The organism is Rhodococcus indonesiensis (assembly GCF_047782815.1).
Taxonomy (GTDB): domain Bacteria; phylum Actinomycetota; class Actinomycetes; order Mycobacteriales; family Mycobacteriaceae; genus Rhodococcus; species Rhodococcus indonesiensis.
On the sequence record NZ_CP180630.1, the window covers coordinates 807,510 to 828,850 of the forward strand.

The 21,341-nt window shown below is 68.3% G+C and carries 15 protein-coding genes; 14 read left to right on the plus strand and 1 reads right to left on the minus strand.

Annotation, left to right across the window (positions count from 1 at the left end; genetic code table 11):
* Nucleotides 1–21: 21 nt before the first annotated feature.
* The 3 genes from ACM26Y_RS03830 to ACM26Y_RS03840 all read left to right on the plus strand — a co-directional run bounded on the left by ACM26Y_RS03830 (nt 22) and on the right by ACM26Y_RS03840 (nt 4,422).
* The gene (locus ACM26Y_RS03830) at nt 22–1,749 is read left to right on the plus strand and encodes an ABC transporter transmembrane domain-containing protein (RefSeq protein WP_416062680.1); all 1,728 of its coding nucleotides are present in this window, start codon (nt 22–24) and stop codon (nt 1,747–1,749) included.
* The gene (locus ACM26Y_RS03835) at nt 1,746–3,512 is read left to right on the plus strand and encodes an ABC transporter ATP-binding protein (protein WP_416062681.1); all 1,767 of its coding nucleotides are present in this window, start codon (nt 1,746–1,748) and stop codon (nt 3,510–3,512) included. Before ACM26Y_RS03830 ends, ACM26Y_RS03835 begins: the two co-directional genes overlap by 4 nt.
* A 109-nt stretch (nt 3,513–3,621) precedes the next feature.
* Nucleotides 3,622–4,422, plus strand: coding sequence for an alpha/beta fold hydrolase (locus ACM26Y_RS03840; RefSeq protein ID WP_416062682.1), 801 nt, complete (start codon nt 3,622–3,624; stop codon nt 4,420–4,422).
* Between the two features lie 185 nt (nt 4,423–4,607).
* On the opposite strand, the gene ACM26Y_RS03845 is transcribed toward ACM26Y_RS03840, so the two are convergent.
* Complete coding sequence (locus ACM26Y_RS03845) at nt 4,608–5,204, minus strand: TetR/AcrR family transcriptional regulator (RefSeq protein WP_003939607.1); 597 nt, start codon at nt 5,202–5,204, stop codon at nt 4,608–4,610.
* A gap of 72 nt (nt 5,205–5,276) precedes the next feature.
* On the opposite strand from ACM26Y_RS03845, the gene ACM26Y_RS03850 reads away from it, so the two are divergent.
* From ACM26Y_RS03850 to ACM26Y_RS03900, 11 genes are all read left to right on the plus strand, one after another.
* A complete protein-coding gene (locus ACM26Y_RS03850) occupies nt 5,277–6,464 on the plus strand; it encodes an aromatic ring-hydroxylating oxygenase subunit alpha (protein WP_416062683.1) in 1,188 nt (395 codons plus the stop codon).
* Nucleotides 6,461–7,228, plus strand: a complete 768-nt coding sequence (locus tag ACM26Y_RS03855; RefSeq protein WP_416062684.1) for an enoyl-CoA hydratase/isomerase family protein — start codon at nt 6,461–6,463, stop codon at nt 7,226–7,228. Before ACM26Y_RS03850 ends, ACM26Y_RS03855 begins: the two co-directional genes overlap by 4 nt.
* A 9-nt stretch (nt 7,229–7,237) precedes the next feature.
* On the plus strand, nt 7,238–7,900 hold the full coding sequence (locus tag ACM26Y_RS03860; RefSeq protein WP_371384363.1) for a PaaI family thioesterase: 663 nt from the start codon (nt 7,238–7,240) through the stop codon (nt 7,898–7,900).
* Entirely contained in the window at nt 7,897–9,126 is a 1,230-nt protein-coding gene (locus ACM26Y_RS03865; protein ID WP_371384364.1) for a CaiB/BaiF CoA transferase family protein, read from the plus strand. The genes ACM26Y_RS03860 and ACM26Y_RS03865 overlap by 4 nt, the downstream gene beginning before the upstream one ends.
* Before the next feature lie 276 nt (nt 9,127–9,402).
* On the plus strand, nt 9,403–10,968 hold the full coding sequence (locus ACM26Y_RS03870) for a class I adenylate-forming enzyme family protein (protein WP_416062685.1): 1,566 nt from the start codon (nt 9,403–9,405) through the stop codon (nt 10,966–10,968).
* 31 nt (nt 10,969–10,999) lie between these two features.
* On the plus strand, nt 11,000–12,379 hold the full coding sequence (locus ACM26Y_RS03875) for an MFS transporter (protein ID WP_416062686.1): 1,380 nt from the start codon (nt 11,000–11,002) through the stop codon (nt 12,377–12,379).
* Between the two features lie 141 nt (nt 12,380–12,520).
* Nucleotides 12,521–14,638 (plus strand): molybdopterin-containing oxidoreductase family protein, encoded by a 2,118-nt coding sequence (locus tag ACM26Y_RS03880; protein ID WP_416063610.1) that lies wholly within the window; start codon nt 12,521–12,523, stop codon nt 14,636–14,638.
* Nucleotides 14,628–16,865 (plus strand): molybdopterin-dependent oxidoreductase, encoded by a 2,238-nt coding sequence (locus ACM26Y_RS03885; protein ID WP_416062687.1) that lies wholly within the window; start codon nt 14,628–14,630, stop codon nt 16,863–16,865. Before ACM26Y_RS03880 ends, ACM26Y_RS03885 begins: the two co-directional genes overlap by 11 nt.
* Nucleotides 16,862–18,094: a 3-hydroxyacyl-CoA dehydrogenase family protein gene (locus ACM26Y_RS03890; RefSeq protein ID WP_416062688.1), complete on the plus strand. Its 1,233-nt coding sequence runs from the start codon at nt 16,862–16,864 to the stop codon at nt 18,092–18,094. The genes ACM26Y_RS03885 and ACM26Y_RS03890 overlap by 4 nt, the downstream gene beginning before the upstream one ends.
* Nucleotides 18,091–19,725, plus strand: coding sequence for a 4Fe-4S binding protein (locus tag ACM26Y_RS03895; RefSeq protein ID WP_416062689.1), 1,635 nt, complete (start codon nt 18,091–18,093; stop codon nt 19,723–19,725). The genes ACM26Y_RS03890 and ACM26Y_RS03895 overlap by 4 nt, the downstream gene beginning before the upstream one ends.
* Nucleotides 19,726–19,811: 86 nt before the next feature.
* A complete protein-coding gene (locus ACM26Y_RS03900; RefSeq protein WP_416062690.1) occupies nt 19,812–21,335 on the plus strand; it encodes a class I adenylate-forming enzyme family protein in 1,524 nt (507 codons plus the stop codon).
* Nucleotides 21,336–21,341 lie beyond the last annotated feature (6 nt).

Sequence of the window (21,341 nt, forward strand, 5' to 3'; positions counted from 1 at the left end):
GAGTTTCGTGTGGTGGAACGCATGAGCGGTGACGGCGACCGCCGGGTCGGCGACGGGAAGAAGCCAGGTCGGGGGCTGTTGCGGCGCACGATCGCGAACCAGCGGATCGCGCTGGCAGTCGGCACCCCGCTGGTCTCGCTGCACCAGGTGATGGAGACCCTCGTGCCCGTCGCCATCGGGGTGATCATCGACGGGCCGGTCACCGACGGCAACGTGTCGATGCTGGTCGTCGCCCTCGCGGGACTCGCCGCGTTGTTCGTCGTGCTCACCTACTCGTGGCGTTTCGGTGCGCGCCGGCTCGTCGCGGCGATCGAGGCGGAGTCGCACCGGCTACGGGTCGCGGTGGCCCGCCGGATCCTCGATCCGCGCGGGGTGCGCACCTCCCTGCGCACCGGGGAACTCCTGGCGGTGGCGACGACCGACGCCGGGCGGGCCGCGCAGATCCTGCACGTGGTGCCCGCCACCGCTGCGGCCGTCACCGCGGTGGTCGGGGCCGCCGTCGCGCTGCTGCTCGTCGACGTCCCGCTCGGTCTGCTGGTGCTGCTGGGCACACCCGCGATCCTCGTCGCGCTCGACCGCGCCACCCCGTTGCTGACCCGGCGCATCACCGCACAGCAGGAGGCGGTGGCGCGAGCGTCGGGTCTGGCGACGGACCTCGTCACGGGTCTGCGGCCGCTGCGCGGCATCGGTGCCGAACCGGCCGCCGCCCAGCGTTACCGGGACGCCAGCGCGGACGCGCTCGCCTCGACACTGCGCGCGACCCGCGCCCTCGGCGTCTATACCGGAACCTCGTCGGCGGTGAGCGCGCTGCTGTCCGTCGCGGTCGCGGGCGTCGCGGGCTGGGCCGCGCTGGCGGGCCGGATCTCGGTCGGCGAACTCATCACCGTCGTGGGCCTGGCCCAGTTCGTCGTCGAACCGCTCGGGACGCTCGCCGCCCTGCCGTCGACGTGGGCCGCGTCCCGCGCCTCCGCCGATCGGCTGGCGCTCGTGCTGCACGCGCCGTCGCTGCTGCCCGCCGGAACCGGGACACCGTCGGACGGCAGCCTCGAGCTGCGCGGGCTCGGCTACCGGTCGCTGCGCAGGATCGACCTGACCGTCGCGCCGGGGGAACTGCTCGGTGTCCTCGCCCACCGGTCGCAGGACGCGGAGGCCCTCGCCGACGTGCTGTCCGGCCAGGTGCCGCCGGAGGACGTCCGCGGCGAGCTGACCGTCGGGGGAGTGCCGCTCGGTGCGCTCGACCCCGTAGCCGGACGCCGGACCGTTCTCGCGGAACCCCACCACAGCGACCTGTTCGCCGGAACGCTCGCCGACAACATCACCGCCGGTATGAGCCGGCCGTCCGACGGCATCCCCCCGGAGGTGCTCGGTGCCTCCGCCGCCGGGCAGGTCGCCGACACCCATCCGGACGGCCTCGACCAGCGGATCGTCGACCGCGGCAGCAGCCTGTCCGGAGGGCAGCGGCAGCGCGTGGCGCTGGCCCGGGCGCTGGCGCGGCGCGCTCCGGTGCTGGTGCTGCACGAGCCGACCACCGCGGTCGATGCCGTCACCGAACAGGCCGTCGCGGAGGGGATCGCGCGCCTGCGGCACGACGGTGACGAGCACACGACCGTCGTCATCACCTCGAGCCCGGCGCTGCTCGCCGCCGCCGACCGCGTGGTCGTGATCGACGACGGTGCGATCGTCGCGTCCGGCACCCACGCCGAACTGTCCGCCACCCACCCCACCTACCGAGCGGCGGTGCTGCGATGACGAGCAACGAGTCCGAGCTGCTGCCGATCGCCTCCGCCGGACGGTCGTGGCGCTGGCTGGGAGCACAGCTGCGCGACGTGCCGGGGCGGGTCGCGCTGACCGTGGCGGTGTCCGTCGGGGCGGCGATCGCCGCGGTGGTGCCGGTGCGCGTCCTCGGTGTCCTCGTCGACCGGGTGCGCGAGCAGGCCCCGATGTCCACACTCGGATGGGTCGTCGCGCTGATCGCGGCGGCGGCGGTCGTCGGCGGCGTGCTCGAGGGGGCCGGCCTGCACCTCGTTGCGCGTCTCGGCGAGACGGTGCTGGCGCGGCTGCGCGAGACGGTGCTGGCGCGGGTGCTGACCCTGCCCCCCGAGACCGTCGAACGCGCCGGGCACGGCGACGTCCTCTCCCGCGTCGGCGACGACGTCGCGGTGCTGGCGAAGGCACTCGGCTCGGTGGTACCGCAGCTGGTGGCCGCGCTGATGCTGGTGGTGGTCAGCGTCGCGGCGATGGTCGGAATCGACTGGCGGCTCGGTCTCGCCGGCCTCGTCGCGCTGCCGATGTACGCGCTCGCCCTGCGCTGGTACCTGCCCCGCTCGGCACCGCTGTACGCTGCGGAGCGGGTCGCGATGGGCGAACGGTCGCAGGCACTCGTCAGCAGCATGCACGGGGTGCGCACGGTCCGGGCCTACGGCCTCGACACGGCCCACCTGTCCGGCATCGATGCCGCCTCGGCCCGGGCGCGCGACCTCACCGTCGGCGTGTTCGGTCTGTTCACCCGGTTCGCGGGTCGTGCCAACCGCGCCGAATTCGTCGGTCTCGCAGCGCTTCTCGTCGCCGGATTCGTCCTGGTACGGGCCGATGCGGTGACCGTCGGCGAGGCCACGGCGGCGGCACTGCTGTTCCACCGCCTGTTCTCGCCCCTCGGGCTGCTGCTGTTCACCTTCGACGACGTCCAGTCCGCGGGCGCGAGCCTCGCCCGGCTCGTGGGCGTCGCCGACCTCCCGGCGGCGCAGACCCGGGAAAACGGTCCGTCCGACGAGCCGCGCGGCGGCCCGCCGGCGCTGGAACTGACCGGGGTGCGGCACCGGTACGCGCACGGTCCCGAGGTCCTGCACGGCGTGGACCTGAAGGTTGCGCCGGGGGAGACGGTGGCCCTGGTCGGCTCGACCGGCGCCGGGAAGTCGACGGTCGCCGCTGCCGCGGCCGGGGTCGTCACGCCCACCTCGGGTGAGGTCCGTATCGGTGGCCGGGCGCTCTGCGAACTCGGCCCGCGGCTGCGCCGCCACGTCGTCGTCGTCAGCCAGGAGGTGCACGTGTTCGGCGGCCCCCTGCTCGACGACGTGCGCCTGGCCCGGCCCGACGCCACCGTGGACGAGGTCGCGGCGGCACTCGACGCCGTCGGGGCGGGCGAGTGGGTCCGCGCCCTCGACGACGGCGTGCACACGGTCGTCGGTGAGGGCGGCCGTCCCGTGACCGCGGCCCAGGCCCAGCAGCTCGCGCTGGCTCGGGTGCTGATCGCCGATCCGCAGGTGGTGGTGCTCGACGAGGCGACGGCGGAGGCCGGCAGCGCGGGCGCCCGGGCCCTCGAAACCGCTGCGGCGGTCGTGACGCGAGGACGCACCGCGCTGGTCGTGGCGCATCGGCTGACGCAGGCCGCGGCGGCGGACCGGGTCGTCGTGCTCGAGGCGGGCCGGGTCGTCGAGGAGGGCCCGCATGCGGCGCTCGTCGCCGCCGGAGGCCGCTACGCGCGGCTGTGGCGCGCCTGGCAGGGCGGCGACTGAGGATGTGCTGGCAGGGGCGCGACCTGCGGTGCAGGGTAGTGTGGATCGGTCCGTTGTGCCCGTGCTGCCGTGCGGCCGCACCCGTGCCACCCATCTCAGGAAGGTTCTCATGCCCATCGCGACAATCAACGGGATCCCGCTGAACTACCAGGTCAAGGGGACCGGCGACCTCGTCGTGCTGATCATGGGGACAGGCAGCCCCGGCCGGGTGTGGGACCTGCACCAGGTTCCCGCGCTGGTCCAGGCCGGCTACCGCGTCGCCACCTTCGACAACCGCGGCATCGCACCGTCGGGGGAGAGCCTCGGCGGCATGACCATCGACGACCTGGTGGCCGACACCGCCGGCCTGATCGAGCTGCTCGGCGGTCCCGCATACGTCGTGGGCACCTCCATGGGTGCGCGCGTCGCGCAGGAGCTGTCGCTGACCCGCCCCGACCTGGTGCGCAAGGCGGTGTTCCTGGCCGGGCACGCCCGCATGGACCAGTTCCAGGTCACCCTCACCGAGGGTGAGCGTCAGCTGTACGACAGCGGCGTCGAACTGCCTGCGAAGTACCGGGCGGCGGTCACAGCCGTGATGAACCTGTCGCCGGCGTCGCTGGCGGACCCGCACACCGCGCGGGACTGGCTCGACGTGTTCGAGTTCACCGGCGGCAAGACGTCGCCCGGCGTGCGGGCCCAGCTGGGAATGGACCGTGAGTTCGACCGTCGCGCCGCCTACCGGGCGGTGCGGGTGCCGTGCCTGGCCGTCGGTTTCGCCGACGACCGGATGATCCCGGCGTACCTGTCGCGGGAGGTCGCCGACGCCATTCCCGGCGCGAGCTACCAGGAGATCCCCGACGCCGGGCACTACGGCTACCTCGAGCAGCCGGAGGCCGTGAACAAGGTGCTGCTGGAGTTCCTGGCCGCTTGACGGGTCCTGGCAGACACGATCGTTGCCGCCCCCCCTGTCACAGCCGGGGGGTCGAGACTGCTGTGACGCCGCGATCGGCTCAGCGGCGTCGGCGCAGACGTGATGGCCTGCCCGTTCGTCGTCGAATCCTGTGAGGACCCGAGTCCGGACAGGATCCGGTCCCAGTGGCCTTTGCGCACTGTGTGTCACGGCTGGGCGAGGAGCGAGGGCACGAAGAAGGCGTACAGTTTCGCGCGCAGCCGGTCGAGCGAGCCTGCATTGGCGCCCAGGGCACTGATGTAGTTCATCTCGATCTCGGACAGCCATTCGTACAACAGGTCCATGTCGATGTCGGAGCGAAGCGCGCCGGATTCCTGAGCTTCGAGCAGGATCGGCTCCCACAATTCGCGAGTCAGTTCGACGGCGCGGCCTGAGGTTGCGAGCAGGGATGTAGCGAGTGTCGCCTCGGCAGGCGACACGAGCAGGTGGATCATCGGGTCGCGAAGGCCGCGGCGGATGTTGGTGCACAGACCTTCGACGATTCGTTCCCCGAGCGTCGGGTACTCCCGGACGCGTGCGCGCCACGACTCCATGTTCATGCGTGCGCGACGGACTATCGATGCCACAATGAGCGATTCCCGGTCCGAGAAATATCGGTACACGGTCGCGCGAGACATGTTCGCGGCCCGGGCGACGTCCGCCATCGTCGTCTTCGCGATGCCGAACTGTTCGAAGCAGGATTCGGCGGCGACGAGGATCGCAGCGCCGACGTCCGCGGTTTCGGTGTCTGTCTTGTGTGCCACCCAGGCACCATACCGCCGGGTAACTCGAATAAGACACTAGACATGCAATGTCTCATGTGCCACTCTCGATCCATGCAGCGTGACGACAAGATCGACCTCACCCGGCGCCTCATCGCACATGTGGACAACGACACCACCGACTACGCGGACGACATGCTCCGCGTGCCATTCTCGGTGTTCAACGATCCGGAACTGGCGGATCGCGAGCGGGAAGTCGTTCGCCGATTCCCGCACATCGTGGCGCACCTGGACGAGTTGAAGAACACCGGCGACTTCGTCACCACCGAACTCATCGGCACCCCGCTGCTGGTGGTCAGGCAATCCGACGGCAGCGTCAGAGCCTTCTCCAACGTGTGCCGGCACCGGGGCGCGAAGGTCGAATTCGCCGAGTCCGGATGCAAGCGCATCTTCAGCTGTCCCTACCACAACTGGGCCTACGGCCGGGACGGTGCGCTGCGGGGTATGCCGCACGCCGAAGGGTTCGACGGGCTGGATCGATCGCAGTACGGCCTGGTCGAGTTCCCGTGCGAGGTCCGTCACGGACTGGTGTGGGTGGTGCCGACGGTCGGCGCCGAGCTCGACATCGCAAGGACGCTCGGGGAGAAGCACGACGCCGAAGTGACCGATACCGGCATCGGCAACTCCTTCCAGGTGCGCAAGGAGACCTGGAAGCTCGACATGAACTGGAAGATCGCCGTCGACGGTGTGCAGGATTCGTACCATCTGTGCCAGCTGCACACCAAGACGGTGTGCAACTTCTTGGAGGGCAACATCACCGCCCTGGACGTCGTCGATCGATCGTGGCGAATCGTGGTGGCCCGCAAGTCGATCACCGAGGTCCGCGACGCCGACCCGGACTCGTTCGACGTGCGCGACTACTCGCTTGCGAACTACACGATCTATCCCGGCACGATGCTGGTCACCGAACCGAACCACTTCGAGATCTGGACGATCGTTCCGGACGTCGAGGATCCCAACGTGTCGTACTGCACGATCCGGCTGCTGGCTCCGAGCGAACCCACGACCGCGCGCGAGCAGCGGGTGCTCGACAAGAACTGGGAACTGCTCATGGAGACGCTCCACGCCGAGGACTGGTTCGTCACGAAGACGATCACCGACAACGTTGCACACGGACAGGTCGACGAACTCGTGTACGGACGAAACGAGCTGCCCGGACAGGTGTTCCACAAGATGATCACGCGCGACGCTGCCGCGATCGCCGCCGAGCGGCGCACGGCCGCAGCCGGATCGGCGCCGTGACCGCACAGCAGCTGCGCGAATCATTCCCCGCGCCGGGCGTTCTGCAGCTGACACTCGATCGTCCCGAGGTCCACAATGCGATCTCGATGTCGCTGCAACGGGCACTCGACGAGCGGCTCACCCGCGCTGCCACCGAGGACGACGTACGGGTCGTGCTGGTCGCCGGCGCCGGTGACGCAGCGTTCTCCGCCGGATACGACCTTCACGAACTCGCGGAGCTGTCACCGGACGAAAATGCGACGCTGGTGCGCGAGCGGGAAGCCCTGCTGTGGCGGTACCTCGAGTTTCCCAAGCCGACGATCGCGGCCGTGCACGGCCTGTCCTACGGTGCCGGAACCCTCTACGCGGCATGCTCCGATCTCCGGGTGGGTGGCCCGGCGTCCCGTATTTCCGTGACCGCCGCGACATACGGCGGGGCGAATCTGACCTGGATCCTCGACACCTTGATCGGTGCGGGGCAGACGCGCGATCTGCTCATGACCTCGCGCGTCGTCGGCGGAGCGGAGGCGTTCCGCATGGGCTTGCTCACCCGATACGCCGAAGACGGGGACGTGTCGGGGGCGGCGACGGCGGCGGCAATGCAGATCGCGACGCAACCACCCGAGGCCGTCCGCGAGATCAAGTCCCTCCTGCTGACCGGCCCGGGCAGTGATCTGCGCAGTCGCTACGACCGCGAGAACGCTGCCGCGCGCAGCACCTTACGGCCACGCCCGATCGCCGAGATGTTCACGGAGTTCTTCCGTGCCCGCGCAGGAACCGAGTGAGAGGCCCCCATGGACGTCACCCAACAGTCGACAATGCCGGGGGATATCTGGAATCCGGATTGGAACGATCCGTTCGTACCCACCGTCGAACCGAACGACGCCTTCGCCGAACTGGTATCGGCGGTGCACGAGGTGCAGGAGGCGTTCACTCGTGCCCGCCCGACCCCCACCGCCTGCGCGGCACTGGCGTCGGACCTGCGCGCCGTCGCAGCGAAGCTGAAGATGTTCGAGGTGGGAGAGGACGATCAGCTGGCTGGACACCGGTGGGATCTGGCCGGTCGAGGTCAGGCCATGGCTCCCCCGCTGCACATCGAGGAGGTCACCGCGACGACGGCGAAGGGCCGGATCACGGTGGGCCGCTTTCATTCCGGACGCTACGCCATGAACGGCGGAGTCACGCCGCTGATCTTCGACGAGATCATGGCGCGGCTCGCCAACAGTGCCGGCCGGCCGTGGGCCCGTACCGCCTCCCTCGACGTGGACTTCCGAGCGCCCGCACCCCTCGACGTCGAACTCAGAGTGCAGGCGCAGTTTCTCCGACAGGACGGACGCAAGCGATACATGCGCGGCACGATGCACCACGGAGACGTACTCGTCGCCGAAGCCGACGGCCTGTGGGTGGAACTGAAACCCGAACAGACACGCAACATCTCCGAAAGAGACACACCATGAGCGGATACTCCTTGCTCGAGGGCCTACGGATCCTCGAGGTCGCGCAACTGGCGCCTTCCTCGGTCGGTGGGCACCTCGCCGACCTGGGCGCAGAAGTCATCAAGATCGAATCAGGTCCGCTGGGGGATCCGGTGCGGGTCGGCGGCAGCCGCGCGATCGGCGACGAGGACGGGCCGTCCTTCATGCATCTGCGGTGGAACCGAGGGAAGAAGAGCGTCGCGCTCGATCTGCGAACACCGGAGGGAAGGCAGGCGTTCCTGGACCTCGCCCGCACCTGCGACGCGGTGGTCGAGGGCATGCGCGGCGGCTACCTCGACTGGCTCGGCGTCGGCTACGAGCAACTGCGCAAGGTCAATCCGAGACTCGTGTTCTGCTCGGTGTCGGGCATGGGCTCGGACGGTCCGTACCGGAATCTCGGGACCGGAGGTCCCGTCTTCGATGCGTTCGCAGGGCTGCGGGAGGTCCACACCCCCGAGGAACCTCCGACCGAGGGAATCGCCGGGTCCACGACTCCACCGATCGCCATGTATGCGCTGGGTGCGTACGGCGCGATGGGCCTGCTCGCAGCGGTGCACCGTGCCGGTCGCACAGGTTCGGGCTGCAAGCTCGAGGTGGCCGGAATCGACGTGGCCGCGGCGTGGATGCCCGACCTGGTCGATGCCGAACTCAACAAGGATCGATCGATTCATCGCCCGTCGTGGCTCCCCGACGGCCGGTTGCCCGACTGGCCGCGACTCGAGGCGTACCGCACCAAGGACGGCGAAGCCGTCCTGTTCGGCTCGCACGTCGATAAGTTCTGGCGAAACTTCTGCACGGCCGTCGACCGGCCCGACCTGCTCGAGATCGATCTGGCCGGCACCGACCCGGAGGCGCCGGCGCGCGCCGACCATGTGTACCGCGAGCTTCGGAACATCTTCGGGCAGCGCACCCGCGAGGAGTGGGTCGCGCTGTTCCTCGCGCACGACATCGCGGGTGGACCGGTGAACAGCGTCCGTGACCTGGTCACCGATCCGCACTTCACCGGTCGCGCGAACACCTACCGGGTCGAGTACGAGGGCGTCGGTGAACTCGAGTTCGTGGCGAGCCCGATCCGGGTGCAGGGCGAGAAGTTCACGCCGTCGCTACCACCGGAACTCGGAGCCGACACGGAAGACGTCCTTCGAAAAGTGTTTGCACGCAGTGTGTCCGATGTTTCCAGCGCCGGGGTACCGATCTCGCCCGAGTAGGGGCGACGAGTCGGCATCGCCGCGACCGTAGGTGCGAATTCGATGCCGCATTCTGTTGTGACAGACATCTACAAATGTTAGATTACTGGCGACTTCAGTGACGGCGATCACACACCTTTCCGGTGTGTGATCCGGCCCGACGGTCACACAGCTACTCCAGACGCGCCGCCCGACACAGGCGCGTCCGAATCGGGTGGACGGGCCCGGCGCGGGCCGCACCCCCACCGCCGTGAGCGAGAGCGGGCACGCCGCCGCGGCGAGCACGAGGAGACGACAATGAATCTGACCGATCTGGTTCGGTACTGGGGCAAGACTCGTCCCACCCAGCAGGCAATCGTGTTCGGCAACACCTCCCAGACCTGGTCCGAACTGGATGCGGTCACCGACGCGCTGGCTCGTGGCCTGGCCGCCCGGGGAGTTCGTAAGGGTGACCGTGTCGGGGTGATGATGCTCAATCGCCCGGAACTGGCGCACGTCATCCTTGCGACCCTCAAGCTCGGCGCGATCAGCGTCCCGCTCAACTTCCGGTTGATCGGCAAGGAACTGGCGCCGATGCTGGTGGATTCGGCGCCGCGGGTGGTAATCGTGGAGAACGAGCTGGCTTCGTTGTTGGAGGAGGCGGTGGCGCAAACCGAGTTCGAGATCTTCGCGATCGGTGGAAGCGACCACCGCGCATACGAGACGCTGCTCGACCCCGGCCCGGGACCGGACGTTCACATCGAGGCGTCCGATCCGGCATTCATCTGCTACACCTCGGGCACCACCGGTGTTCAGAAGGGTGCGCTCGTCACCCATCGCAGCGCCCTCGCCCCCGGCATCGCGCAGGTGCTCAGCCACGGCATCTCCCGCCGCGACCGCGTGATGTGCTCGGCGCCGCTCGTCTACACGGGCTCGGTGCTGTCGATCTTCATGCAGCTCGTGGTGCTTCCGGGCTCGACGATGGTGCTGCTGCGCGAGTTCGATCCGGCGATCGCCCTGGACACCTTCGAGCGGGAACAGGTCACCGCGACCACCACGGTCCCGGTGATCTGGGAGCGCATGTCCCAACTCCCGGACTTCGGAACGCGCAAGCTCGCGAAGTTCACGTTCGCCGGCGCCGGTGGCGCACCCGTGAGCCTGGACCTGCTCGACTTCTACAACAGCCGCGGTGTGCCGCTCACCCAGGCGTACGGACTCACCGAGGCATCGGGAATGGTGTCGACGCTGTACTACGAGGACGCCCGTACCCGGCCGGGCTTCGCCGGCCTGGCCTTGACCGGCACGCAGATACGCATCGGCAGCATCGACGGCGGCTTCGCCGCACCGAACGAGGTCGGCGAGATCCTGGTGCGCGGCGAGCACGTCATGCGTGAGTACTGGAACAAGCCCGAGGCGACCGCGGAGACGCTCGTCGACGGCTGGCTGCGCACCGGCGATCTGGGCCTGCAGGACGAAAGCGGCTTTCTCAAGGTCGTCGACCGCCGGAAGGACATGCTCATCTCCGGGGGCCTCAACGTCTACCCGGCGGAGATCGAAAAGGCACTGCACGGCATCGACGGCTTGGTCGACCTCGCGGTGATCGGCGTCGAGGACGACCGATGGGGTGAGGTCCCGATGGTGGTGTTCCACAGCGAACGACCGGCGGACGAGGTCGTCACCGACATCGCGTCCGTCGCGAGCGGGAATCTGGCCAAGTTCAAGCGCCCCGCGATGGCGGTCGCGCTCGACGAACCGTTGCCGCGCACCTTCTCGGGAAAGCTCGCGAAAGCGGTTCTACGAGAACGGTTTCAGAAGCCACCTGCCGATGCGATCCCGGTTGCCCGCGAGGTTCCGGCGGCCGATGCCGCGACGTCCCGGTCCTGAGTTCGCTCCCTACTCCGAGAGGATACGCACCGTGAGCAGTACTCGCGATGTGGACATCACCAAGATCATCGACGACGCGCCGCTGTCATCCCTGCAGAAGCGCGTTCTCGTCCTGTGCCTGGGTCTCGCGATCCTGGATGGCATCGACGCCCAGCTGATCGGGTTCGTCATTCCCGCCATGTCCGCGGACTGGGGGCTGTCGCCCGCGTCCTTCGGGTTCACGCTTGCGTTGAGCACGGGCGCAATGGTCGTGGGCAGCTTGCTGTTCGGGCCACTGGCCGACCGATACGGTCGCCGCAGGATCATTATCGTGTGCACCGTGGTATTCGCGGTGTTCACGCTCGCCACCGCGCTGGTGACCTCCATGACGGCTCTGATCGTGCTGCGCGTGATCGCCGGTCTCGGCCTCGGCGGTGTGACGCCGAACCTCATCGCAATGGTGAGTGAGTACAGCCCCGCCCGCATCAGGGCGACGATGGTGACCGTCACGGTTGCGGGTATGTCGCTGGGCGGCTTTCTCGGTGGCTTCGCGGCCGCGTTCCTCATTCCCGAGTTCGGGTGGCAGGCGCTGTTCGTCGTCGGTGGCGTGCTGCCGTTGATCTTGACGGCTGTCGTGATCCGGTGGCTGCCGGAATCCGTGAAGTTCCTCGTTGCCGGAGGCCGTACCGAGGAAGCCGCGCGCATCGTCGACAAGATCGCGGCCCGCGAACGCGTGACGGCCACGTCCAGGTTCGTGCAGGACACATCGGCTGCGACGAAGTCGCCGGTGGGCGCGCTGTTCCAGGGCGGCCGCGCGGTCGACACCGTCCTGCTGTGGGGCGTGTTCGTCATCAACTTCCTGGTCATCTATTTCCTGCTCAGCTGGATGCCGACCCTGTTCGGCGAGGGCGGTCGGAGCGCATCGACCGCGTTGCTCGCCGCGTCGCTGTTCAACCTCGGCGGGATGACGGGTGCACTCACATTCGGCCGGATCACCGACCGGATCGGCAACGGCTTCGTCGTGGTGATGGCGGGCTACACACTCGGTGCCGTGTGCACGGCGCTGGTCGCGATGCTTCTCGGCAGCGGATGGGTGCTGCTGGTGGCGGTCTTCTTCGTCGGTTTCGGTATGTCCGGTAGTTCGGCCGGCATCATAGCGATCGCGGCCGCGGTGTATCCGGTGGCTGTCCGTGCCACGGGCGTGGGCTGGGCGATGGGCATCGGTCGAATCGGCTCGATCGCGGGTCCGGCGGTCGGTGCACTCCTCATCGCGGCGGGGTTGGGGGCACAGAGCATCTTCCTGCTCACGATCGTGCCGACGCTGCTCGCTGTCGTGACTCTCGGAATCATGTCGCTCCGGGCCCGCCGGGTACAGGGCACCCGCAGTTTCCGGACCACTGGGACACCGCACACCATGGCTGCGGCCGAATAGCACTTCGCGTGGCGGACGTAGCGGAACCGGGTTGTGCCGTTTATCTACAGATGTTAGATTCTCGACACGTCGGTGACGGCAATCACATCCCGCAGAGCCCATTGCCTCTGCCGATCAGTGGACGGAGAGCAGACAGTGCCGGTGAAGTTGTCCTATTGCCGCCTGTGCCCCGCCTCGTGTGGGGTGCGAGTAGAAATCGACGGCGATCGGATCCTCAGCATCGTCGGCGACGGCCTGCACCCGTTGTCACGCGGCTACTCATGCCCGAAGGGGCGTCGCGGTGGCGACCTCCACCAAGGGCCGGATCGGCTCACCACCTCGATGCGCCGCACCCCCGGCGGCACCTTCGAGCCCGTCCCGGTGGAGGTCGCGATCGCGGAGATCGCCGAGCGTCTCGAAGCGATCAAGGGGGAGCACGGTCCGGACGCACTGGCGCTGTTCATGGGAACCCAGCAGAACTTCGCAGCGCTGACCGGTCCGATGGCGCGGGCATGGTTCCGCACCACCGGCTCGCGGAAACTGTTCTCGACCATGACGATCGATCAGTCCGCCAAGTGGATCGTGCAGGCGCGGATGGGGGAGTATCTCGGCGGGCGCCAGCGCTTCGACACCGCGGACGTGTGGCTGCTGGCCGGCACGAATCCGATGGTGTCGCTCAACGGCGGGGACGGGGACGGCGCGATCACCCAGAACCCGTCCGTCACGATCCGCAGGGCGCGCGAGCGCGGGCTGAAGCTCATCGTCGTCGATCCTCGGCGCACCGAAACTGCGGTTCGTGCGGACCTGCACCTGCAGCTCCGCCCCGGCACCGATGCCGTACTGTTCGCAGGGCTGCTGCACGTGATCCTGTCCGAGGCTCGTCACGACCGCATATTCTGCGACCGTTTCGTCGAGGGCCTCGACGAACTCCGCGCGGCGGTCGCGCAGGCGACACCCGCGCACACCGAAGCGGTGACGGGCGTGCCGGCGACCGACGTGATCCGCGCGGCCCGGATGTTCGCCGAGGGGCGGCGGGGCATGGCGACCACGGGCACCGGGGTGTGCATGGGCCCGCATTCCAACGTCGCCGAGCATCTCGTCGCATGCCTGAACGTCGTCTGCGGCCGGTACCTGCGCGAAGGGGAGATGACACCCGACCGCAACGTTCTCGCGCGGACGATCCCGTTGAAGGCGGAGGTTCGTCCGCCGCACCGGACCTGGGAATCCGGCTTCCGCAGCCGCATCGGCGGGATCGGCACGATGAACGGCGAGCTGCCGTCGGGCATTCTTGCCGACGAGATCCTCGAGCCCGGCGCCGACCGGGTGCGGGCCCTGGTGGTCTCGGGCGGAAACCCGGCGCGGGCCCTCCCGGATCGGGAGAAGGCCGAACGTGCATTGAGCGAGCTGGAGCTGTTGGTGTGCGTCGACACACGCATGTCCGAGACCGCCCGGCTGGCCGACTACGTGATCGCGCCGACGATGGTGTACGAGCGACCCGACCACACCTTGCTGATGGAGTTCTTCTTCGCCCAGCCCTTCGCGCAGTACACCCCACGACTCGTGGCGCCACCCGCAGGAGTGATCGAAGACTGGGAGTTCTTCTTCCGCCTTGCGTCCGCGTCCGGGCACAAGGTGAAGTTCGCCGGACGGGTGCTCGACCCGGACGCGCCGCCCACCTCGGAGGAACTGCTCGCGATGTTCGCCGAACGCGGGCGCGTCCCGATAGGCGCAGTGATGTCGGCGCGACGCGGTGTGCTCGCACCTCCGGAGGAAAAGGTGGTCGGTCCGCCCGCACAAGGCGCATCCGAACATCGCCTCGCGCTGTGCCCGGACGACGTGAACGCGGAAATCGCTGCTGCACTGAACGAGTCGCCGCGGCAACCCGGACATACGATGCAACTGACGGTGCGGCGCATGCGGGAGTTGATGAATTCGTTGGGCCGCGATGTCAGTGGACTCGCGCGCTTCGGCTACAACCCCGCACACGTGCATCCGCACGACCTACAGCAGCTCGGCATCGACCACGGCGACATCGTGCGCATCCGTTCGGCTCACGGCCGTATCCGAGCTGTCGCACACACCGACCCCACCGTCCGGCAGGGCACGATCTCGATGACCCACTGCTGGGGCGCGTCCGACACCGACGCGGACCCCCGCCGGGTCGGTAGCAACGTCAACGACCTGACCGGCTACGACCGGGTCCAGGACATCAACGCGATGCCGGTGATGACTGCGGTGCCGGTCAGCATCGAAGTGGAGGTCCCCGCCGGTGCTCACTGACACTTCCGCCAGAACGGTAGGCGCACGCATCTGCCCGCTGTGCGAAGCGACGTGCGGCCTGCTCTTCGAACTCGACGGACGCACCGTGACGTCGGTGCGGCCGAACCCCGACGATGTGTTCACCGCGGGGCACAGTTGCGCGAAGGGACTGGGCCTCGGGCAACTGGAGAACGACCCCGACGTCCTCCGCACCCCGTTGATCCGCGACGGGGACGATTTCCGTGAGGCAACGTGGGACGAGGCATTTGCCGAGATCGATCGGCGACTGCCGCCGATCATCGCGGCGGACCCCGACAGCTGCGCTGTCTACTCGGGTAATCCCGCCGCGCACCACCTGGACCCGTCGTTCTACACGCTGCCACTGATCTCGGCGATCGGGACCCGCAACGTCTACTCGCCCGCGAGCATCGACACACTTCCGAAGAACTACGCGAACGCCCTGCTCTACGGAACCGGGCTCGGAATGGCGGTCCCCGATATCGACCGCACGTCGTACCTGCTGATCCTGGGGTCGAATCCGCTCGTGTCGAACGGCAGCACCGTCACCGCACCGGGAATCGGCAAGCGTCTGGAAGCGCTGCGAGAGCGCGGTGGCACCCTGGTGGTAGTCGACCCGGCGCGCACCCGCACGGCGGAGGTCGCCGACCTCCACCTCGCCATCCGGCCCGGCACCGACGCATTTCTCCTGCTCTCACTCGTCTCGGTGATCGCGACCGAGAAGCTCGCTGCGCCCGGTCGCCTGACCGAGCACGCCGACGGTCTGGACGAGGTCCTTCGACTCACGGAACAGTTCACCCCGGATGCGGTCGCGCCGATCTGCGGTATCGATGCCGACGTGATCCGCCGGGTGGCACGGGAATTCGCCGGTTCCGACGCGGCCGTTGCACATTCTCGGATGGGTTCGTGTACCCAGGAATTCGGTTCGGTCGCCAACTGGATGGTCGAAGTACTCAACATCGTGACCGGAAACCTCGATCGGCCGGGAGGCGCGATGTTCCCGGTGCCACCCGCCGGCGGACCGACCACCTGGCCTGCCAACCCGAAGGCCCCGCTCGTGTTCGATCGGTGGCGGTCGCGGGTCCGGAACATGCCCGAGGCGATGGGAGAACTCCCCGCGGTCTGTTTCGCCGAGGAAGTCCTCACCCCGGGTCCCGGACAGGTGCGCGCTCTGGTCACCATCTCCGGGAACCTGGCCCGGTCGTTTCCGAACAGCCACGCTGTCGAGACAGCTCTGGCCGACCTCGAATTCATGGTCTGCATCGACGGGTATCTGAACGAAACGACCCGCTACGCCGATGTCATCCTGCCCCCTCCACCGCTCACGACACGGGGACACCACGACCTCGCGCTCACACACTTCCAGGTGCGCAATGTGGCCCGGTACACCGCCCCGCTGCTCGAGCCGGGCCCCGGGGAGATGCCCGAGTGGCAGATCCTGCTGCGCCTGACGGGGATCGTCCGCGGCGAACCGGAGCGGCCGATCACCGAACTGGACGACGAGGTGGCGACCACCGCGATCCGTCGCGCAGCCAAACTCGCCGGCCGCGAAGTCGACGACGTCGTCCGGGCAACCGAGGGCCGCACCGGTCCGCAGCGGCTGCTGGACCTGCGGTTGCGCAGCGGCCCGTACGGCGATCGGTTCGGCGCTGTGCCCGGGGGACTGACCCTCGAACTACTCGAGCGCACTCCAGACGGCATCGATTACGGGCCGTTGCAGCCGCGGGTCCCCGAAGTGCTGCGCACCCCGAACGGCAGAATCAACCTCCTGCCCGATGCGTTGGCTGCCGACCTGCCGCGCCTGCGTGATGCGCTGGAACAGCCCGTGCCGGAGTTGGTCCTCGTCAACCGGCGCCAGCGTCGCGGCATGAACTCCTGGCTGCACAACGCGCTGCCCCAGCCCGACGCAGGCCAGTGCGCGCTGTACATGAATCCGTTCGACGCTGCCGAACGCAACCTCGTCGACGGCGACACGGTGCGTATCGCCTCGAAGACCGGTGCTGTCGTCGCCGAACTACACATCACCGACGCGATGCGCCAGGGGGTGGTGAGCCTGCCGCACGGGTGGGGTCACCACGGCCCTGGTCTGCGCACCGGACGCTCGGCCGCCGCCCCCGGTGCAAACGTCAACGCCCTCGTCGACGACACCGTGGTCGAGCCGCTGACCGGCGCCCCGATCTTCAACGGGTTCTCCGTCGAAGTCACCCGCGTAGAGAGCCCACGGTCATGAGCGCGGAGTCGGGCGATTCGGCCGGGATCACGATCGGTGTCGTCGGCGCCGGGATGATGGGCTCGGCCCTCGCGTACACGTGCGCGCGGACCGGAGCCGACGTCGTGCTCGTTGCCCGGAGCCTCGAGGGTGCGCACCGAGGAAAGGCCTACGCCGCCCGGCGCGAAATGCGCGCGCTGCAGGCCGGAAGGACCGATGCGGCCGCCTCGTCGGCGTTGCTCGATCGCATCGCGCCTACCGAACGGGTGTCGGACCTGGCGCCGGCGTCGTTGGTGGTCGAGGCCGTGGCGGAGAGCGTCGCCGTCAAGCAACAGGTCCTGCAGTCGATCGAGGCCGTCACCGAGCCGAGCACCCTCCTCGCTTCGACGACCTCGACCCTGCCGGTCACAACCCTCGCCGCCACGCTGGCCCGCCCGGAGAACTTCGTCGGGATGCACTTCTTCTCACCCGTGGACCGGATGTCGTTGGTGGAGACGGTCGTCGGTGCGCGCACCTCGGAGGCGACGCTCGCAGCATCGTTGACGTACTCACGGATGCTGGGGAAGACGCCCATCGTGGTGCGAGACAGCCGGGGGTTCTTCACCAGCCGGGTGATGCAGCCGTATCTCGACGAGGCGATGGTCGCGGTCGGGGAAGGAATCGATCCGGTGCTCGTCGAGCGTGCGGCGCTCGAAGCCGGATACCCGGTGCCGCCGCTGCAGTTGCTCGACGAGATCACGCTGACCCTCAACCGCACGGTGCAGCGAGAGAGCCGTGTCGCTGTCGAAGCCGTCGGGGATGTGTGGCGGGCGAATGGCGCGGACCGTGTCCGCGACCGGATGATCGACGAGCACGGTCGGGGTGGTCGATCGGTGGGTCGTGGGTTCTACGAGTACGACGCGGCCGGCACGCGACTCGGGCTGTGGCCCGGTCTTCGCGACGTGTTCGGGAGTCCCCGGACCATCCCGCTCGAGGACATGCGCGATCGGTTGCTCTTCGTCGAGGTGCTCGAATCGATGCGTTGTCTCGACGAGGGCGTGATCGGCTCCGAGGCCGACGCCGATACCGGATCCGTCCTCGGGATCGGATTCCCCGCGCACACGGGGGGAGTCGTCTCGTTCAGACGGTCCTATTCCGCTGGTGTGGAGGGGTTCACGGCCCGCGCCCGTGAACTTGCAGACCGCTACGGCCACCGCTTCCTCCCACCGGAACCGAGTTCGGAAGCACACAATCAACCGGAGTACCAATGACGTACGTAGTCACGCAAGCATGCTGTAACGACGCGACGTGTGTCGCGGTGTGTCCGGTGAACTGCATTCACCCGACGCCCGACGAAGCGCAGTACGCGCGCACCGAGATGCTCTACATCGATCCGGACACCTGCATCGATTGCGGGGCGTGCGCCGACGTGTGTCCGGTGGAGGCGATCGTGCCCGACAGCGATCTCACACCCGAGACCGAGATCTACAAGGATCTCAATGCCGCATACTTCCTGGGTAACCCGACCGTGTCCGGCCCGACGGAGGTGCCGAGGGAGCCCGTCGTCGTCGCCGAGCGGCCCGGTCCGCTGCGAGTGGCGATCGTGGGTTCCGGTCCGTCCGCCTTCTACGCTGCCGAGGAACTGCTGAAACGGCGCGACGTCGACGTCGAGGTCTCCATGTTCGAGCGGCTCCCCGTCGTCGGCGGCCTCGTCCGCTTCGGTGTGGCCCCGGATCATCAGACGACGAAGGCCGTCGAACGGGGATTTTCCCGTACCGCCGGCCGCAGCGGCTTCCGCGCATTCCTCGGTGTGGAGATCGGACGTGACCTCGGCGTCGGCGAGCTGCTCGACCACCACCATGCGGTGATCCATGCGGGTGGAGCTTCCGACGACCGGAAGCTCGGTATCCCGGGCGAAGACCTGCCGGGTAGCAGTGCCGCAAGGGAATTCGTCGGCTGGTACAACGGGCATCCGGACTACGCGGACCGAACCTTCGATCTGTCGGGGCGTCGCGCCGTGGTGATCGGCAACGGCAATGTCGCGTTGGACGTGGCGCGGATCCTGGCACGCGATCCCGAACGGCTCGTGCCCGGCGACATCGCGGAGCATGCCCTGGATGTACTGCGCCGCAGCGCGATCGAGGAAGTGGTGGTGCTCGGGCGCCGCGGACCCGAGCACGGCGCCTTCACGACGCCGGAGTTGCTCGCGCTGGGATTGTTACCGGAAGTCGACGTGACTGTCCAGGACGGATACGACGCGCCGGAGGGTGCCTCGATCAAGCTGCGGACGATCGCCGAGTATGCGCGGCGGCGTCCGCAACCGGGCAGGCGGACGATCACCCTACGTTTCCACGCCGCGCCGATCGAGGTCCTCGGCGGCACTCGCGTCGAGGGATTGCGGATCGCACCGTACGGCGTGGCGGGGCCCGGCGAGGATCTCGAAGCCTCGCTGGTGCTGCGGTCGGTGGGATACCGCGGCCGTCCGGTGCCGGGTCTGCCGTTCGACGCGGCGCGCGGCACGATACCCAACATCGCAGGTCGTGTCGTCGATCCGGCCGACAACCGTCCGATACCCGGTTTCTACGTCGCAGGCTGGATCAAGCGGGGGCCGACCGGGGTGATCGGAACCAACAGATACTGCGCCGCCGAGACCGTCGAGGCGATCGTCGCCGACCACGAACGTGCGCTGCTGCCGCGACCGAGCCGTACCGGCGACGATCTGGCGTCGATCGTCGAGGCGCGCTGCCCGGGTGCGTTCGGCTTCGACGGCTGGCGGCGCATCGACCGGTACGAACGTACCGAAGGGCGTCGTCGAGGCCGGGCTCGGCAGAAACTGGTCGAGGTCGAGGCGATGCTCGCGGTCGCCCACGGTGCAGACGCCCGTTCGTACTTGCCCGGATAAACAACAACCTTTAGATTTGACGAGCGGGTGTGATCTGCCTCACTGAGGTGGGCCCGCGTCGACGACACACATTCATGGAGGGCTACATGAGCGGCACCGTTGTAGACGCTTTGACCTACTGGTCCCGGTCGAAGCCGGATCTGCCCGCGATCGACTTCGACGGCGATGTCGTCACCTACGCAGAGCTGTCGAGCTGGGCGGACGGCGTCGCGAACGACCTCGCCTCCCGCGGCGTCACGCCGGGTGATCGCGTGGGCTTTCTGGGCGCCAACAGCCTCGAATGGGCCGTGGCCTCGCTCGGCGCCATGAAGGTCGGCGCCATCGCCGTGGGATTCAACCAGCGGATGCTCACCGGCGAGCTCACCACCCTCGTCGACGACTGTGAACCCACCGTGGTCTACTGCGAAGAGGCGCTGCTGCCGCGACTGGAAGAGGTCCAGCAAGCGCGCAACACCTTCTCGATCGCCGTGTTCGAGAAGGATGTGCGCCCGCTACGCGGCCGCGAACATGCGAAATACCGCTCACCGGTCGTCGATCTCGACACTCCCACTGCCATCGTCTTCACCAGCGGCACCACCGGGAAACCGAAGGGCGTGATCTTCACGCACGCCACGATTGCCGGTGAGATGCACGAGTGGTCGCTGATGGAACCGATTCAGCCGAACGGTCTGCGCCCGGTACTGGTCCTGCCGCTGTTCACCGCCGCCGGCATCGTCTGGGGCATCTCGCGTGTCGTGATTCACGGCGGAACCCTGTTCCTGCAGCCGGGATTCGATCCGTCGGCGGCGCTGCGCATCCTCTCCGAGGACAAGGCCAACACCCTGACCGGACCCCCGATTCTCTTCGAGCAGATCGCGAAGGTGCCCGGGTTTGCCGATACGGATCTGAGCCACATGATCACCGCACACGTCGGCGGAGCGCGCGTGCCCGTCGACCTGCTGCGCAAGTGGCAGGCTCGAGGGGTGTCCCTGCGGCAGATCTATGGTCAGACGGAGATCGGCGGATCGGCCACCGCAATGCCGCGGGACGAAGCCGCGGAGCACCCCGACAAGTGCGGGTGGGGCGGCATCTTCACGAAGATCCGGGTGGTCGACTCCGAGGGCAACGACCTACCTCCCGACGAGGTGGGCCAGATCCTGTTGCGGGGACCGGGGATGATGCCCGGGTACTGGCGCAACGAGGAGGCCACGCGTGCTGCCCTGATCGACGGCTGGTTGCAGACCGGAGACCTCGGCAAGCTCGACGAGAACGGCTACCTGACGTACGTCGACCGTCTCAAGGACATGATCATCTCCGGTGGTCTGAACATTTCCCCCGCCGAGATCGAGACCGTCATCAACCAGATCCCGGAGGTCGAAGAGGTCGCTGTGATCAGCGTCCCCGACGCCAAGTTCGGGGAGACCCCGGCAGCGCTGGTCAGAACGACCACGGAGATGAAGGAATCCGAGATCGTCGGCTTCTGCAACGAGCGCCTCGCCGACTACAAGGTACCGCGCTATGTCGTCTTCCTGGACGAACCGCTGCCCCGAATGCCCAGCGGGAAGATCGCCAAGCGCCAGCTGCGCGACACCTTCGCGCATGTGCCCGACAACTACGAAAGGGTTCGGTGAGTCAGA